Source organism: Deefgea sp. CFH1-16 (assembly GCF_016881365.1).
Taxonomy (GTDB): domain Bacteria; phylum Pseudomonadota; class Gammaproteobacteria; order Burkholderiales; family Chitinibacteraceae; genus Deefgea.
Map to the genome: position 1 here is coordinate 2,207,956 of NZ_WLYT01000001.1, position 14,432 is coordinate 2,222,387.

The following is a 14,432-nucleotide window of genomic DNA, read 5'->3' on the forward strand; positions in this document are numbered from 1 at the left end:
TGCTAAAGCCGCCGAGTCATAGCGCGCTAACGACCACCCATAATGGCGATGTAGTCTTTCGTCCAGCGGCTATAAGGGACGCATTGCGTTTGGCTGCGGCATTGCGCTTGCGGTGTTTTCCAAAAAGCGATTTGCCCAAAACGCTCAAAGCCATTGCTTTTACAAAAATCACTGCCGCCGGGGGCTTTTTCGGTACAGGCTTTGCTCACCACGGGGTTGGAGCCAAACCATTCAGCTAAACCCGATTGCAGTTTGGGATTGAGTGAATGTGCCATCCATTTGTAAGCGCAATTGAGGTTTTTAGCTTCGCTATGCAGCATGGTGGTATCGGCCCAGCCGGTAGCGCCTTCTTTGGGAATCACCGCTGCGATCGGGAATTTTTCGCCCTGCAGTGCATTGATTTGGTAGCCCCAAGCGCTACTGGCGGCAATGCCTTCGTTTTTAAAATCATTCATTTGCACGGTGACATCGTGCCAATAGCGATGGCTAAGCTGCTTTTGTGCGCGCAGCAATTTGAGCACTGCTTGGTATTGCTTTTCATTGAGCTCGTACGGATCTTTAATGCCTAAGGCTGGATTTTTCTGCATTAAATACAGCGCGGCATCGGCGATATAAATGGCACCGTCGTAGGCTTGAATTCGGCCTTTATTGCTTTTGCCATCGGGAAGTTTTTGCTCTTCAAATACCACTGACCAGCTGTCTGGCGCTTTGCCTGCAAAAATTTTGCTGTTATAAGCCAAGAAATTCGCCCCCCACTGATAAGGCACGCCATAGTGTTTGCCATCAACGGTATGCCAAGCGCCATTGCTTAAACGCGGATCAAGCGTATTCCAGTTGGGAATCAGCGCCGGATTGATTTCTTGGACTTTCTTACCGTAAATCAGTCGCAAACTGGCGTCGCCTGAGGCGGTGACTAAATCGTAACCGCCTTGATTCATTAAGCTGACCATTTCATCGGACGTGGCGGCGGTTTTTACGCTGACTTTACAGCCAGTTTCTTTTTCAAACTGCGTTACCCAATCGTATTTTTTATCCGACTCTCCGCGCTCGATATAACCGGGCCAAGCAATGATATTGAGCTTGCCTTCGGGTTTACCCAAGCTGCTTGGTGGATTGGCAATGGTGAATGAGCTGGCGACTAACAGGCTGACAGCAATCGGGCTAAACCGTTTCATGATGGCGCTCCAAGAGGTGGTTTACTGATTGTAGGCAATGGCTGGAGCACGACTAGTTGGCATTGCCAATCGACACTATCGAAAAAACCGATAGCGTGGCTGGCCATATTGGGGTTGCGGCAGCGGCAAATGAGTCAGCGCGGCTTGGCAGGGTGGTTTTGCATCGCGAATGCGGTGCTAGCTCAGTCTTTATCTTGAGCCTAATGCATCAATTGAAAGTGAATCGGGGCGTAGTGCTTGCAAGATCCAAATCAAATGGTTTTTAAATTGATATTTGGTATATGCATGTAGCCATTAATTTATAAGGCTTAGATTTATATACCTACAATATATTTGGACTTGGCTTTATCTGAGGGATCGCTTGATGTTGCTGGAATGGGCAATGCTTGGCTTTCAGTGCGCGGGGGAGTTGGGGTTTAAATCGGCGTATTGCGCTGCGTCATGGCCGCCGTAGCGGGTGGGCGTAGTTATGGCTGTGCCATCGATTTATTAGAACGCACAGCAGCAGAATTCTTTTTTTTGGATTGCAAAGTGCCAAGTCGATACTGCAAATCAATGTGGAATCAATGCAACAGACCCTAGGCCGGATCAATCCGCGCGGCAGGTAGCCCGCGAGAGCGGGCGAACTCTCTGGCAATCAGTAAGAAATTTTGAGCCGCTTCAGACAGCGGACTACCACGTCGCCATGCCACACCGATTTCAAGCACCGGCATGCTCTCTTGAATCGGTCGCACCTCCAGCCGATCACCATCTAATGACCATGGTCGATAGAGCATTTCCGGCAAAATCGATAAACCCGCGCCTGTGGCCACCAAGCTACGCACCGCTTCGACCGATTGCGTTCGCATGGCCACGCGCGGTTTTAATCCGGCGGCGCGCCAAAACGCGGTGGTGTTGTCATCAAGCTCATCGAGCTTGAGCATAATCATCGCTTCATTGGCGATTTCTTTTAAATTAATGCTGCCGAGCTCTAACAGCGGGTGATTGCTAGGCAGCCAAATTCGCCATGGCGCCACCTGTAATACTTCCACTTCAAGCGCTAAGCGGTTTTCGATATTGGAGGTGAGCACAATGGCGAGATCCAGCTCGCCATTAACCAGTAAATGCTCAAGATAGCCGCGTTCGTCTTCAACAATACGCACTTCGACCTTGGGTAAAGTCCGGCGAAAACGATCGAGTAAATATGATAAAAAATACCCCGACATTAAACCCGTTACGCCCAGATTAAGCTGGCCGGTCATTGCATCGGGCCGCGCATTGAGCGCTTGTTGCGCGTTACGCACCACCGCCAAAATTTCATGCGCATGGCGCAAAAAATTGATGCCCAGCATGGGTGAGCACCATGCCGCGTGCATGGCGCTGAAACAGCGGCACGCCCAAATCGGCCTCGAGTGATTTAATCGCTTCGGTAATCACCGATTGAGAAATATTCAGTGTTTGCGTCGCACGGGTCACCGACTCCGCTTCGGCCACGGCAATAAAATATCGAACATTGCGAAACGAAAAACTCATCTTGTCCCCAAGCAGCGTGAAGGGTTGGCGTGTTTCAGATTGGTGTCATTTTGGCGTTGTGAGCATGATGCTATCACAAGCACTTTATGCCGCTGGCTTGGCTTAGCAAGTCATGTCAGTCGCGATAAATTTTGTCGTAAATTTGGCCTGTCTTTGGCGCTAGCAATAAAAAAAGCCAGACAAAATCTGGCTTTTTTGGCGGTGCGATTACGATGACCATTGCGATTACATATCGGCTTTGACTTTCGCCCAGCTGGTTTTCACTTTGCCCCAGAATGATGATTTAGGGTCTTTCTTACATTCTTGAATCACCATCGGCACGATTTTTTCAATGCCATCCACATCCATAACTGAATCAACAGGTTTGTTTTTCTTATTAAAGCCTTCAGCAAAATACACCGCTTTAGGCTGATAGCTTTCATCGATAGCGAGAAAGTCTTCGCACATCCATTTAGATACGGGTTTTTTGGCGCTCGCCGTACTGCTGGCAGTGGCAGCAACAGCGCCTTGTGCGGCAATAGCGATTAATACAGCAGCAGTGAGGGTTAGTTTTTTCATCGCAACATCCTTATTTAAAAAAAGAAATATTCAGCAAAAAAAATCATCGAAAAGAGCAGACCTTAAATCGGTACTGCCTGCCAACAGACTAGACGATGGGCTGCAATAGCGTAGTGAAAAGACGAATTTGGTCGGCTTAACTGCTGGTTACCACCAAAAAATGCAGAGCGCAGTTAATCTAAGTTGAGAGTCCAGCGCCGCCGTGTTGAATCGATGGCGTGCAATACGGCGCTAAATGAATGGGTGCTGTTCTTTCGTGCTGAGCGTGTTGATGTAGAAATCGAGGTATAAATGCGTCATTTTTCTTTCGTCTAGACGTCATCTTCGCACCGTATAATGGCGCAGACTATAGAGGATCATCATGCCAAAGACCCCGCCCAAATGGCAGCAAATCGCCACCTTGCTGGCTGAAGAAATTGCCCAAAAAACCTTACGCGGTCAATTGCCGGTGGAGCCGATCTTGGCGCAGCGCTTTGCCGTCAACCGGCATACCGTACGCCGTGCGGTGCAAGCTTTAGAAAGCCAAGGCTTGGTGCGGATCGAGCAAGGGCGCGGCACCTTTGTGCAAGAAGATTTAATTGATTATCAAATGGGGCGGCGCGGGCGATTTTCGCATAGCTTGGCAGCGCAAAGCTTGAGTGGGGCAAGCCAAATTTTACGCAGTGATGTCATCATTGCCAGTGATGAGGTCTGCCAGCAACTCGAAATTGCCGCCGGTAGTGAAGTGTTAAAAATCGAAGCGCTCGATTTTGTTGCCGATCAAGTGGTTGGTGTTTGCACCGAATATCTGCCTTTGCCACGCTTTGCCGGTTTTCATGCTCTGCTGGCCGAGCATGGCGCAATGAGTGATGCGTTGCGCGCAGCTGGGGTGGTGAGCATGAGCAGAAAGTCATCCAAAATTACCGCCCGCATTCCGCGTGCTGAAGTGGCCGCACAATTGGCGCAACCCAAAAGCCAGCCGGTACTGTATGTCGAGAGTGTTTATCAAGACGATCACGGGCAAGTGATTGAGTACGGCATTACGCGCTTTGCCGCCCATGCGATTCAATTGGTGATTACGCCTGAGGTATAATTCCTAGCGTGGGATTTTCATCGACCAATACGCCAAAGCCCAGACGCCATACATGGCAATAAAATAAGCGTTGATCAGCTTCACAATCAGCAGCAAATGGCCGGCCAAACTCTCGCTTGGCCAACTGGCGCTTACGGTATTTACCGCCATTAAAATCAGCACCGACAGCGCCAATTGCCATAAAAACAACCAGCGATAGGCGAAGCCCTTGGCGTTGCGATAAGCAAACGTGGCCGGATCGGCACGCTGGATTTCGACATACGCTGGAATGATCAAATACCAAAACAGCTGGCGAATAATGGGTTGATCCCAGTGGGTGACGATGGTTTTGGCGTTAGCAAGATTCATAATGGCAAATATACAAGGCAGACCATCAGTGTGCCACAGCCCTAGCCGCCATGCTTGCCTTGGCGCAAGAAGACGTGCGTGAGTTCTGGTCACTTACCAATCACAGCCTTCATCATTCACACTGTCTTTAATGAGCAACGGAATCGCCAATAAACCCATGCTGCGATAGGCGTTGCGACAATCGCGGCGAGTGGCTTTTTTCAAATCTTTGCTCAGCGTGGTTTCGTGTTCGTTAAGTTGCGTATTGAGTTGAGTTGGTTTTTGCGGGCGATTGACTAATTGTCGCCGCTCTGGCGGGATGGCTTCGCTCGGCAGAGCAAGATTTAAGGCTTGATTTATGGGTTTTTCGGCATCCATGCTGCTGGCCGATAAACGATTAAGCGTACTGATTTTAGAGCGAACTGGGTTCGCTTGTATTTCTGCAGCAGGGCGAACAGGGACCATTCGTGTTGTAGGGCGAGTGCGAGGCTGTGGCTTGATGGCTGGCGCGGGGGGGATAGGTTTGGGCGGTTTCACGATGGGCGTGGCTAATACTGTGAAAACCAGCGGCGCTTGAAGGGGAGTGACTGGCTGGCTGCTAGGCCAGCCAATAAGCACCACCGCATGCAGAATGACTGAGAGCAGCAAAAGCCAGCGCCAGTGAGGCGTGGCGATGGCTGCGGAGGGCGTATTAATCGCTAACTTCATGGTCGGGCGGGCTATCGCGGCTAAATTGCAATAAATCACCAGGCTGGCAATCGAGAAAATCGCAAATCGCCAGCAAAGTCGAAAAACGTAAGCCTTTGACTTTGCCTTGTTTCAGTAGCGATAAATTTTGCTCAGTAATTCCGATATGCTGAGCGAGGTCTTTGGACTTCACTTTTCGTTCGGCCAACATCACATCGAGTTTGACTAAAATTTGCATATTGCGGCTCACACGAACTGCTGATTTTCTGTGGCCAATGCACTGGCTTGCTGCAAAATATGCGCAATAACGCTCAGGCTCAGCCCTAAAAACACCAGCATCAAACTGGCAGGCGTTAGGCTAATGCTCAGTACACGTTGCCCGACTGGATTGAGCATCGTGACCCATAAAATCAGCAGCGGCGAGCAAATAAAATCCAGTACCGCCCAGCCGATTGCGGCATGCGCCACTTTAGCTAAGTGGCTGGCCGCGGCCAGCGAAAAATAGTCGCCACGGGCATAGGTTTGAAATAGCGCGCGTAAATGGAATAGACCAAAGCTCATCGCCAGCAGTGGAATGCTCGACAACACAATCGCGCCAGCCACTTGCCACATGGGCAGCGCCGTCAGTGGGTTTATATAGGCTTGCGCTCGTTCAGTGAGTAAAAATCCCAAACCTGCTTGTTGGCTGGATGCGGCCAATGTCGGAAACAGCCAAAAGGCGGCGTTCAAGAGCAAAATCGTTAAGGCTAGGCATAAAGAAAAGTAGGCCAGCTTTTGGCTGGTTTGCGCCATTTTAATCGGTGTCATTATTTCGCATCCGCAGCAAATAAAATCGCAGAATATGATTAAAATGATCGTAAAACAATCATTAATGATTGTAAAAAATACATATTTTGAGTTTATGAGGCTGAAATACAGCTGTGTGCTAGCCAATAGATTGCGGCTAATGTGCGCTGGCGTGATCAAATTCCATCAGGCAATAACTGAGGCGTCGTGCCGCGTGCGCAAGCTCTGTTGGCATATTGGGTATATGGCCATAAGCTTTGAATATAAAGCGATGGCAGAAAATACCCCGGTAGGGTGTGCAAATCTTCTGGATTTGCGCACGCGGTAGATTCGTTGGTGACTTAGGCTTTGTCCGCTTTGCCGGCGGCGTTGGCAAAGCGGGCGAGGATTTTGTCAAAAAACATCGGGCGTTGATTGTTGTCTTCGCAGGCTTCTTTGCGGCGAATGGCGTTGCGTACCAACATACTGCCTAGCCAGCGTATTGGCTCGGGCGGGAAGTAACCCAGTGGCCCACTGACCAAAGCGCATTGCGCCCAACCATCTTTTTCCCCTCGCACCATACTGCTTAAAATCTGCCCGCCCAAATAGCAGGTGCTCACGCCGTTGCCAGAATAACCAAAGCCGTAGCAAATATTGGGCTGTTGATCGAGAAACCCAAAAAACGGCAAACCGGTGACGGAGCGATCTGACGCACCATTCCACGAGGCGGCAATTGGCACCTCAGCCAAACGCGGGAAAAAGTCGTGCAGCGTTTGTGTTAGCTGGGCTTGGTAGCGGCTAGCTTGGTCAAATTCGGCCAGCATTTTGCCGCCAAAAGCAAAGGTATTGCCGCCTTTGCCGAGCATTAAACGGCCATCGCTGGTGCTGCGATAGTAATGAACAAATATCCGCGAATCGCAAATCGCCGCGCCATGCGTGAGGCCAAGCGCTTGGATTGCTGCGGGGCAGGGCTCGGTAATCACCATATCGGACGACACAATCGCAATGCTGCGCGCAAATTGGCGGAATTGGCTGGCCATCCACGCATTCATCGCCAACACCACTTGCTGGGCAACCACCTCGCCATCGGTGGTGATCACGCGCGCAGGCTGGCCATATTCAATGCGCTGCATGGCGGTGTTTTCATAAATCAGCACGCCCAAAGATTCGGCAACGCGCGCCATGCCACGTACCAACAGCCCCGGATGCACGCTGCCCGCAATCGGTGAAAATTCTCCGGATAAATGCCGAGTTGAACCGGCGATTTTTTGTACTTCATCGCGCGGTAAAGTCTGCCAGCTATTGATGTCATGCGCGTTGAGCGCTGCTAATACGCCATCCATACTGCCGCTTTGTGCGCGATTAGTGGCGGTATACAGCGCGCCGTCAATGCGTAGGTCGGCTTGCAGCTGATACTGCGCACAAAAATCCCGAATCGCATAAACGGCGGCTTCTGAGGCTTTGACAATTTTGACGGCTTCAGCTTCACCAAATAGCCGCGTCAGCGTGCTTAATTTGGGGGCTAAAGTTAGCACGCAACCGCCATTGCGCCCCGATGCGCCACTGCCGCACAGGCCTTTGTCGATGATGACAATCTGCAGCTCGGGCTGCTGTTGTTTGAGTAAAATCGCTGTCCACAATCCGGTATAGCCGCCGCCGACAATACACACATCAGCGTGGTGTGTGCCATTCAGACTTGGCCGTGGCGGGCGGTTTTCTTGCGCTAGCGCGTCGGCAAACCACCAAGGTTGAAAAGTCTCACTCATGGCCGCTGGCCTTGGGCTAATGCGTGTTCGATTTGCGTGATCACGCTAGGTAAATCCGCGATGCTGTCGATGACAAAATGCGCGCCAGCGGCGCTGAGTTTGGCCGTGGCTTGTTCGCGCAACGGCGCTTGCTCGCTGGGAGTGAGCGCCAACCAGTCGTTTTCAGTGAGACCGACTTCATTGCCGCTAATGGCTAAACCGACGGTCCACATGCCCGCGTTTAAGCCCTCAGCAATGCCCGGCACGGTGTCGTCGACTTTAACGCAGGCGGCAACATGGCTGATGCCGAGCTCAATTACATTGGCCAGCGCCATCCATGGCCCCGGGCGTGCGCCGGCTTTAAGGTCATCGGCTGCAACGGTGTAATCCGGCGTAAAGCCGTATTGTGTGGCGATGGGCTGCAGCGCGTTCATCACTGCGCGTGGGTAGCCGGTGCAACTGCCGATTTTAAGGCCGTCCTCACGCAATTGTTTAATGGTGTTGATGGCGCCAGTGATCGGTTGCGAAAACTCGCCCACATGCGCAATTTGCAGCGGCATAAACAGCGCATAGATCTGGTCCACGTCGGCGTCGTTCATTTCGCGACCATATTGAGCTTGCCAGCGCGCAGCAACGCTCGCGAGTCGGCCAACGGCTTTGATGTGATCCCATTTGGCTAAGCCCATCGGCACGCGGGCTTCGGCCAAGGTGATTGCGATGCCGCATTGTGCAAAAGCTGCAACTAAGACTTGGGTGGGGGCAAATGAGCCAAAATCGAGCACGGTGCCAGCCCAATCAAAGATAACGGCTTGTAATGGACCGGTGTAAGCGCGTGAAGTATTAAGCATGATGTTTCTCCGCTGGGCTAAGCCAGTTCAATTGAGTGAGGACGTCGATAATGGCGTGCGCGGCTTGTTGCAGTTGCGCTGGATCAATCGCGCCAATGCAGCCAACGCGAAAGGTTTCTACTGTGGTGAGTTTGCCCGGATAGAGTAAAAATCCACGCTGGCTCATTGCTTGATAAAAAGCGGCAAATTGATATTCGGGATGGCGCGGCGCGTGGAAGGTCAAAATAATTGGCGCTTGTAACTCAGGCGCTAAAAATAAAGCCAAACCGGCTTGGCCTAATGCGCTGATTAATACGTTGGCATTGGCGGTATAGCGCGCCAAGCGAGTAGGGCGACCGCCTTCAGCTTGATACTGGTCAATCGCGGCGCGTAATGCCGCCACCACATGCGTCGGCGGCGTAAAGCGCCATTGCCCTGTGCGCTGTAAATAATCGTATTGATCGGCCAAATCGAGCGCCAGCGATGGGCTATTGCCGTGGGCTAGTGCGATGGCGCTGGTTTTGGCAATCACAAAACCCATGCCGGGAACGCCCTCTAAGCATTTGCCCGAGGCGGCAATCAGCGCGCAAATCGGCATTCGCGCTAAATCAATGTCCAGCGCGCCAAAAGACGACATCGCATCCACAATCAGCTCGGCGCCATGGCTGGCGACGATGTCGGCGATCTCGCTTAGGGGGTTTAAAAGACCGGTGGCGGTTTCGCAATGAATCAAGCCCACGTAGCCAATGCTGGGATCGGCGCTCAGCGCCGCATCGAGCGCAGTTGGATCGACAGGCACGCCATCAGGCCAGCTTAATGTCGCGACATTTAAGCCGATTTTTTGCGCGATTTTGTGCATTCTTTGCCCGTAAGCACCGTTGTTGAGCACCAATATTTTGCTGCTCTTATTCACCAGCGTACCGATGGCCGCTTCAACAGCAAAAGTGCCTGAGCCTTGCAATGGAATGCAGCAGTGCTGCGCTTGGCCGTTGGCAATCGCCAACAGATCAGCGCAAACCGACGCGGTTAGGGCATTAAAATCGCCATCCCATGAGCCCCAGTCTTTGAGCATTGCGGTGCGCGTTGCCAAGCTGGTGCTCAGTGGCCCGGGGGTGAGTAAGATTTTTTCTTGGCGCATCATAGTCCTTTCATCTAGATGAATTTTTGTCCCCGAAAAATGCGCATAAAGCGCCGGGGTATTGCGGTGTGATCAATATTAAATAATGCTGCTAGTTAAATACCTAGGAGCGCTGATTAGGTGCAGTGCGTGCCGCGCTCGTCGGTCTGGGGCTTAAAAACCCGTTTAAGCGCACCGAGTGAGGAGCGAGACAAACGGTTTTATCGTTTGGCTCGCGACGATCGAGGGCATCGGGGACCGATGCGCGCTCGGGGCGCCTTTCTTTCCCCCTCTTTCTTTGGCGAGTCAAAGAAAGAGGGTCCCCGTCGCGGACTGCGACTGTAAATCACCGTGCCGCAGGCACATAAAACTACGAATGCTTAAGCCAAACCAAATCGTTGCTACGCTGAGCTTGAGCTCTGCCTCCTTCATTCTTGTCGCCGCCAGCGTTGGCTGCGTTGTTGTAAAAAATGACTGACGACGGCAAAAATAGCGCAGGCGGCGGCGGAGCTGATGACGATTAAAGTCGCCATCGCTGCCGAAGCGGCAGTGTCGCCAGCGTCGTCCATATTGAGCACCGATACCGAGGCCAGCATGGTGTCGGGGGTATAAATAAACACCACGGCCGACACCGTAGTCATGGTGGCGATAAAGAAATAGCGCGCAATTTCAAGGCCAGCGGGTAGGCAAATCGGCAGCGTCACTCGCCAAGCGGTGGTCCAAAACGGCACTTTGAGCGAGGCGGCGACCAATTCAAATTCAGCGTCCAGTTGCTTGAGTGCGGTGACAGCAGTTAGGTGCGCGGTGGTGTAAAAATGCGCGATCGAGCACAGCACCAAGATCGACATCGTGCCGTAGAGCGCATGGAGCGGATTGCTTGGATGATTAAAAAAGAACACATAACCCAAGCCCAGCACCAATCCCGGCACCGCCATCGGCAGCATGGCTAAGAGATGCAAGATGGGTCGCCAGCCACGGCAAGTGGCGACTTTTTCGGTAAGCCACGCGCCGCTAAACACCAAGATCGAGCCAAATAGCGCGGTATACGCCGACATTTTTAAGCTATTGCTAAACGCACTCCAACCGCCGCCATCCACATCATCAAAATTAAAATGCTGTAAAGACAGTTGCATTTGATACGGCCATTGCTTAATCAACGCCGCCGCGATGGCCGTGCCAAGGATCAGTAGCAAGGCGCCGCTGACGACAAGGCAAAACAGCAGCGCGCAGCGATCTAGCCACGGTGTGGCCTTGATATGGAGCGTTTGCGCTCGCGCAGTGAGTAGCGCTTGTTGCTTTTTTTGTGCGTAATGATCCAGTACAAAAGACAATACCGCTGGCACTAATAGCAGCAAGCCAATGACTGCGCCGCGCGAGAAGTTTTGCTGACCGATCACTTGCTTATACGCTTCAAGCGCCAACACGTTAAAAGAGCCACCGATCACTTTGGCGACGCCAAAATCAGTGATCACCAAGGTAAACACCACCACCGCCGCCGACAACACCCCGTAGCGAACGCTAGGCAAAGTAACGGTGAACCATTGCCGAGTGCGGCCTGCGCCGAGCGCGCTCGCTGCTTCGTATAAGCGGCCATCGGCAACGCGCAGAGCGGTAAGTAAAATCATCAGCGCGTGCGGAAAAGTAAAAAAAACACTTGGCCGATCACAATGCCCCAAAAGCCATAAATACTGCCGTCAGGAAACCAAGACTTCAGTAAACCTTGATTGCCAAATAAATACACCAGCGCAATCCCCGGTAGCAGCGACGGCGCTAACAGCGGAATCAAGGCCAACATGCGCAGCGCGCCTTTGGCGGGCATGGCCGAGCGAGTGAGGGCGGCGGCGTATAAATACGCCAGTGGAATCACAATCAGCGTGCTCATCAGCGCTAATTTGACGCTATTGAATAAGCTTTGCAGCAAGCTGGCTGAATCGAGTACCGCTTCAATACTGCCTAAGCCCCATTGCTCGGTTTTAGGATCGAACAACGCTTGGCTTAAAATTGCCAATAAGGGGCCAGCTAAAATCAGTAGCAAAATCAGCACAATGCCGCTAGCAATCAGCGTGGCCCAGTATTCATTGCGCCAGCGAGTGCGCGGTGCTTCGAGGGTGAGTGTGGGGTTCATGCGCTCACCTCGGGCAAAAAGCAGCGCAGCTTGTCGGCAGGCAAATAAATCGGAATCAGTTGCTGCTCGGCAAGGCGCAATTGCGCCATTTCGCGATGGCTAATAATGACTTCCAGCTCAATGCCATCCCATTCATTAACCAATAGCCGCAGTCGGTAAACGCTGCCTAATAGCTCAAGCTGCAGTAACTTTCCTAAACCCACTTGCGGATCATTGCGCCATTGCGGCAATAGCTCAATGTCTTCTGGACGAATAAACACATCGTAGTGTTGGCCTTGCACCAAGGCGTTGGCGTGATGCGTTGCCAGCGTGTGGCGACCTAATTGCACCTGTTGGCTGCTGACGGCCTGCGTATGAAGCCAGTTGCAATGGCCAACAAAGCTGGCGACAAAACGGCTAGCAGGGTGTTGATAGATTTCTGCTGGCGTGCCAATTTGCTCGATGACGCCATGATTCATCACCACAATCCGGTCGGCCATGGTGAGCGCTTCTTCTTGGTCGTGCGTCACCATGATGGTGGTGATGCCCAGTTGCTGTTGCAGCGCTTTAATTTCGCCGCGTAAATGCGCGCGAACTTGCGCGTCGAGCGCCGAGAGCGGCTCGTCCAGTAGCAGTAAATTCGGCGAGGTGGCCAAAGCACGCGCCAGCGCAACGCGTTGTTGTTGGCCACCAGAAATTTGCGACGGATACTGTTCGGCCAAAGCCGAAAGACCAATTAAATCGAGCAATTCGTTAACGCGGCGCTGCTGATCTTGTGCGCGCCCCTTGAGGCCATAGGCGATATTGCGGGCAATTGTGAGATTGGGAAACAGCGCATACGACTGAAACACAATGCCGTAATCGCGTTGATTCGGGGCGGCGTAGGTAATGTCGCGGCCCGCTTGAGCAATCAGCCCGCGATCACACGATTCAAGACCAGCAATAATGCGTAGCAAAGTGGTTTTGCCACAGCCAGATGGCCCCAATAAGCAAACAAATTCGCCTTTTTTAACGGCCAGTGAGATATCGCGCAAAGCGCTAAATGCGCCAAAATTTTTACTCACGCCATGAATGGATAATTCAGCCTGCTGGCTGGCGATGGCGGGTGCTCGGTTCATACGAAATCCTTACGGTGGCTGGCCTTTTATGCAGTAGACCCAAAACAATGCTGCCCTACTCTTGCTGGTACAGGATGTTGCTGCGCGGTGGCGCGGGTTAAATAATTTGTAGGGGTATTGATATCAACCCTTTATTTAAAATGTGCTATGTGGATATACCTATGCAATTTACTGGTATTCATACTGAGTGTTGATGCTGTGCCGCAGGCACTTAAAACCATCAACACCCAATCTGAACATTTGCTGCCAATCTGCGGGCTTACTTTTTCGGCTCGGATTTGCTGTCGTAGCGCTTAGTCCACTCGGCGAGGGTTTTGTCGCGCATGGCGGCCGAAACGCGTAGATCTTGTTTGATCAGGCGTTGTTCGTAGTCCGCTGGAATATGTGCATTCGGTTTGGCAATGCCGGGCATGGCGACGATGGCGAAGTTCTTTTCATACAGCTCGTTGGCCGATTTTGATGCTGACCAATCGGCGAGTTTTTTCGCTGCTTCGAGGTTTTTGCTGCCTTTCATAATCGCAGTGGCTTCTAGATCCCAGCCTAGGCCTTCTTTTGGAAACACCAAAATCAATTGGCGCGCCACCGTCTTTGATTTTGGCTGCGCGGTATTCAAATGAAATCCCGATTGGGAATTCGCCGGCAGCGGCTTGTTTGCAAGGTTTTGAGCCGGAGTGAGTGTATTGCGCGATGTTATCGTGCAGTTTATCCATATACGCCCAGCCTTCTTTTTCGCCCATGATTTGCAACCAGGCACTCACGTCAAAGTAACCGGTGCCACTTGACGCTGGATTGGGCATCACGATTTTATTTTTGTATTCAGGCTTGGTGAGGTCTTTCCAGCTTTCGGGTTTTTTAATGCCTTGTTTGGCCGCTTCAACGGTGTTAAAGCAAATCGCCGCGCCCCATACATCCATGCCCACCCAAGCTGGTGGCGTGCGATCATCGACATAAGCTTTACTGAGTAGCTCAACGCCTTTGGGCGCATAAGGTTGCAGCATGCCGTCTTTTTCAAAAATCAATAATGACGATGCAGCTAGGCCCATCACCACATCGGCTTGTGGATTGGCTTTTTCTGCAAGTAATTTTGCGGTAATAATGCCGGTAGAATCTCTCACCCATTTGATTTTAATGTCTGGATTTTCGGCTTCAAATTTGGCCTGATACGCTTTGAGCTGATCGGCTTCCAGCGCGGTATACACGGTGAGTGTGGTTTCGGCCAAAGCCAGTGGTGCCGTCAAAAGTAGCGCCAGAGCAAGCGACAGCGAGGTGAGGGTTTTCATTGCACAAGCCTTATTGCGTGGGTTTAAAGTGGCGCTATTATGCTCAGCGCAAAGTGACAAACCGGTTACATCTAGATGAATTTTTTGTGCGCGATGGGTTCGCTGCACGAGCTCGCTGCTTGGCTGTTTTGGCTTATTTTGGCGT

At 51.8% G+C, this 14,432-nt stretch carries 17 protein-coding genes; 1 reads left to right on the forward strand and 16 read right to left on the reverse strand.

Translation table 11 applies throughout. The annotated features are described in order from the left end of the window. Positions 1 to 26: 26 nt before the first annotated feature. The 4 genes from GKO28_RS12070 to hdeA all read right to left on the reverse strand — a co-directional run bounded on the left by GKO28_RS12070 (position 27) and on the right by hdeA (position 3,245). On the reverse strand, positions 27 to 1,175 hold the full coding sequence (locus tag GKO28_RS12070) for an ABC transporter substrate-binding protein (RefSeq protein ID WP_182076416.1): 1,149 nt from the start codon (positions 1,173 to 1,175) through the stop codon (positions 27 to 29). A 578-nt stretch (positions 1,176 to 1,753) separates the two neighbouring features. After that, positions 1,754 to 2,506 (reverse strand): LysR substrate-binding domain-containing protein, encoded by a 753-nt coding sequence (locus GKO28_RS12075; protein ID WP_203564129.1) that lies wholly within the window; start codon positions 2,504 to 2,506, stop codon positions 1,754 to 1,756. Next, positions 2,472 to 2,687, reverse strand: a complete 216-nt coding sequence (locus GKO28_RS12080; protein WP_203564130.1) for a LysR family transcriptional regulator — start codon at positions 2,685 to 2,687, stop codon at positions 2,472 to 2,474. Before GKO28_RS12080 ends, GKO28_RS12075 begins: the two co-directional genes overlap by 35 nt. Before the next feature lie 225 nt (positions 2,688 to 2,912). Beyond that, positions 2,913 to 3,245, reverse strand: a complete 333-nt coding sequence (gene hdeA / locus GKO28_RS12085) for an acid-activated periplasmic chaperone HdeA (protein ID WP_182076417.1) — start codon at positions 3,243 to 3,245, stop codon at positions 2,913 to 2,915. 361 nt (positions 3,246 to 3,606) lie between these two features. Between hdeA and phnF the strand changes: the two genes are divergently transcribed. Beyond that, positions 3,607 to 4,317 carry a phosphonate metabolism transcriptional regulator PhnF gene (gene phnF / locus GKO28_RS12090; protein WP_182076418.1) on the forward strand — a complete coding sequence of 237 codons (711 nt, stop codon included), beginning with the start codon at positions 3,607 to 3,609 and terminating at the stop codon, positions 4,315 to 4,317. Positions 4,318 to 4,320: 3 nt separating this feature from the next. Here the strand turns inward: phnF and GKO28_RS12095 are convergent, their stop codons facing one another. The 12 genes from GKO28_RS12095 to GKO28_RS12145 all read right to left on the reverse strand — a co-directional run bounded on the left by GKO28_RS12095 (position 4,321) and on the right by GKO28_RS12145 (position 14,395). Continuing rightward, the gene (locus tag GKO28_RS12095; RefSeq protein WP_203564131.1) at positions 4,321 to 4,758 is read right to left on the reverse strand and encodes a hypothetical protein; all 438 of its coding nucleotides are present in this window, start codon (positions 4,756 to 4,758) and stop codon (positions 4,321 to 4,323) included. Further along, positions 4,759 to 5,352 (reverse strand): hypothetical protein, encoded by a 594-nt coding sequence (locus tag GKO28_RS12100; protein ID WP_182077541.1) that lies wholly within the window; start codon positions 5,350 to 5,352, stop codon positions 4,759 to 4,761. Beyond that, complete coding sequence (locus tag GKO28_RS12105; RefSeq protein ID WP_307839002.1) at positions 5,336 to 5,581, reverse strand: helix-turn-helix transcriptional regulator; 246 nt, start codon at positions 5,579 to 5,581, stop codon at positions 5,336 to 5,338. The genes GKO28_RS12100 and GKO28_RS12105 overlap by 17 nt, the downstream gene beginning before the upstream one ends. Beyond that, the gene (locus GKO28_RS12110; protein ID WP_182076420.1) at positions 5,578 to 6,138 is read right to left on the reverse strand and encodes a DUF2975 domain-containing protein; all 561 of its coding nucleotides are present in this window, start codon (positions 6,136 to 6,138) and stop codon (positions 5,578 to 5,580) included. Before GKO28_RS12110 ends, GKO28_RS12105 begins: the two co-directional genes overlap by 4 nt. A 320-nt stretch (positions 6,139 to 6,458) precedes the next feature. Further along, a complete protein-coding gene (locus GKO28_RS12115; protein ID WP_182076421.1) occupies positions 6,459 to 7,862 on the reverse strand; it encodes an FAD-dependent oxidoreductase in 1,404 nt (467 codons plus the stop codon). Further along, positions 7,859 to 8,689, reverse strand: a complete 831-nt coding sequence (gene phnX / locus GKO28_RS12120; protein WP_182076422.1) for a phosphonoacetaldehyde hydrolase — start codon at positions 8,687 to 8,689, stop codon at positions 7,859 to 7,861. Before phnX ends, GKO28_RS12115 begins: the two co-directional genes overlap by 4 nt. After that, a complete protein-coding gene (locus GKO28_RS12125) occupies positions 8,682 to 9,809 on the reverse strand; it encodes a 2-aminoethylphosphonate--pyruvate transaminase (RefSeq protein ID WP_182076423.1) in 1,128 nt (375 codons plus the stop codon). The genes phnX and GKO28_RS12125 overlap by 8 nt, the downstream gene beginning before the upstream one ends. Positions 9,810 to 10,213: 404 nt before the next feature. After that, complete coding sequence (locus GKO28_RS12130) at positions 10,214 to 11,410, reverse strand: putative 2-aminoethylphosphonate ABC transporter permease subunit (protein ID WP_203564132.1); 1,197 nt, start codon at positions 11,408 to 11,410, stop codon at positions 10,214 to 10,216. After that, positions 11,410 to 11,910: a hypothetical protein gene (locus tag GKO28_RS12135; RefSeq protein WP_203564133.1), complete on the reverse strand. Its 501-nt coding sequence runs from the start codon at positions 11,908 to 11,910 to the stop codon at positions 11,410 to 11,412. The genes GKO28_RS12130 and GKO28_RS12135 overlap by 1 nt, the downstream gene beginning before the upstream one ends. Then, a complete protein-coding gene (locus tag GKO28_RS12140) occupies positions 11,907 to 13,007 on the reverse strand; it encodes a putative 2-aminoethylphosphonate ABC transporter ATP-binding protein (RefSeq protein ID WP_182076424.1) in 1,101 nt (366 codons plus the stop codon). Before GKO28_RS12140 ends, GKO28_RS12135 begins: the two co-directional genes overlap by 4 nt. Positions 13,008 to 13,266: 259 nt before the next feature. Next, the gene (locus GKO28_RS20035; RefSeq protein WP_247646523.1) at positions 13,267 to 13,521 is read right to left on the reverse strand and encodes a hypothetical protein; all 255 of its coding nucleotides are present in this window, start codon (positions 13,519 to 13,521) and stop codon (positions 13,267 to 13,269) included. Continuing rightward, positions 13,442 to 14,395, reverse strand: a complete 954-nt coding sequence (locus GKO28_RS12145) for a putative 2-aminoethylphosphonate ABC transporter substrate-binding protein (RefSeq protein ID WP_307839003.1) — start codon at positions 14,393 to 14,395, stop codon at positions 13,442 to 13,444. Before GKO28_RS12145 ends, GKO28_RS20035 begins: the two co-directional genes overlap by 80 nt. Between the last annotated feature and the right edge of the window lie 37 nt (positions 14,396 to 14,432).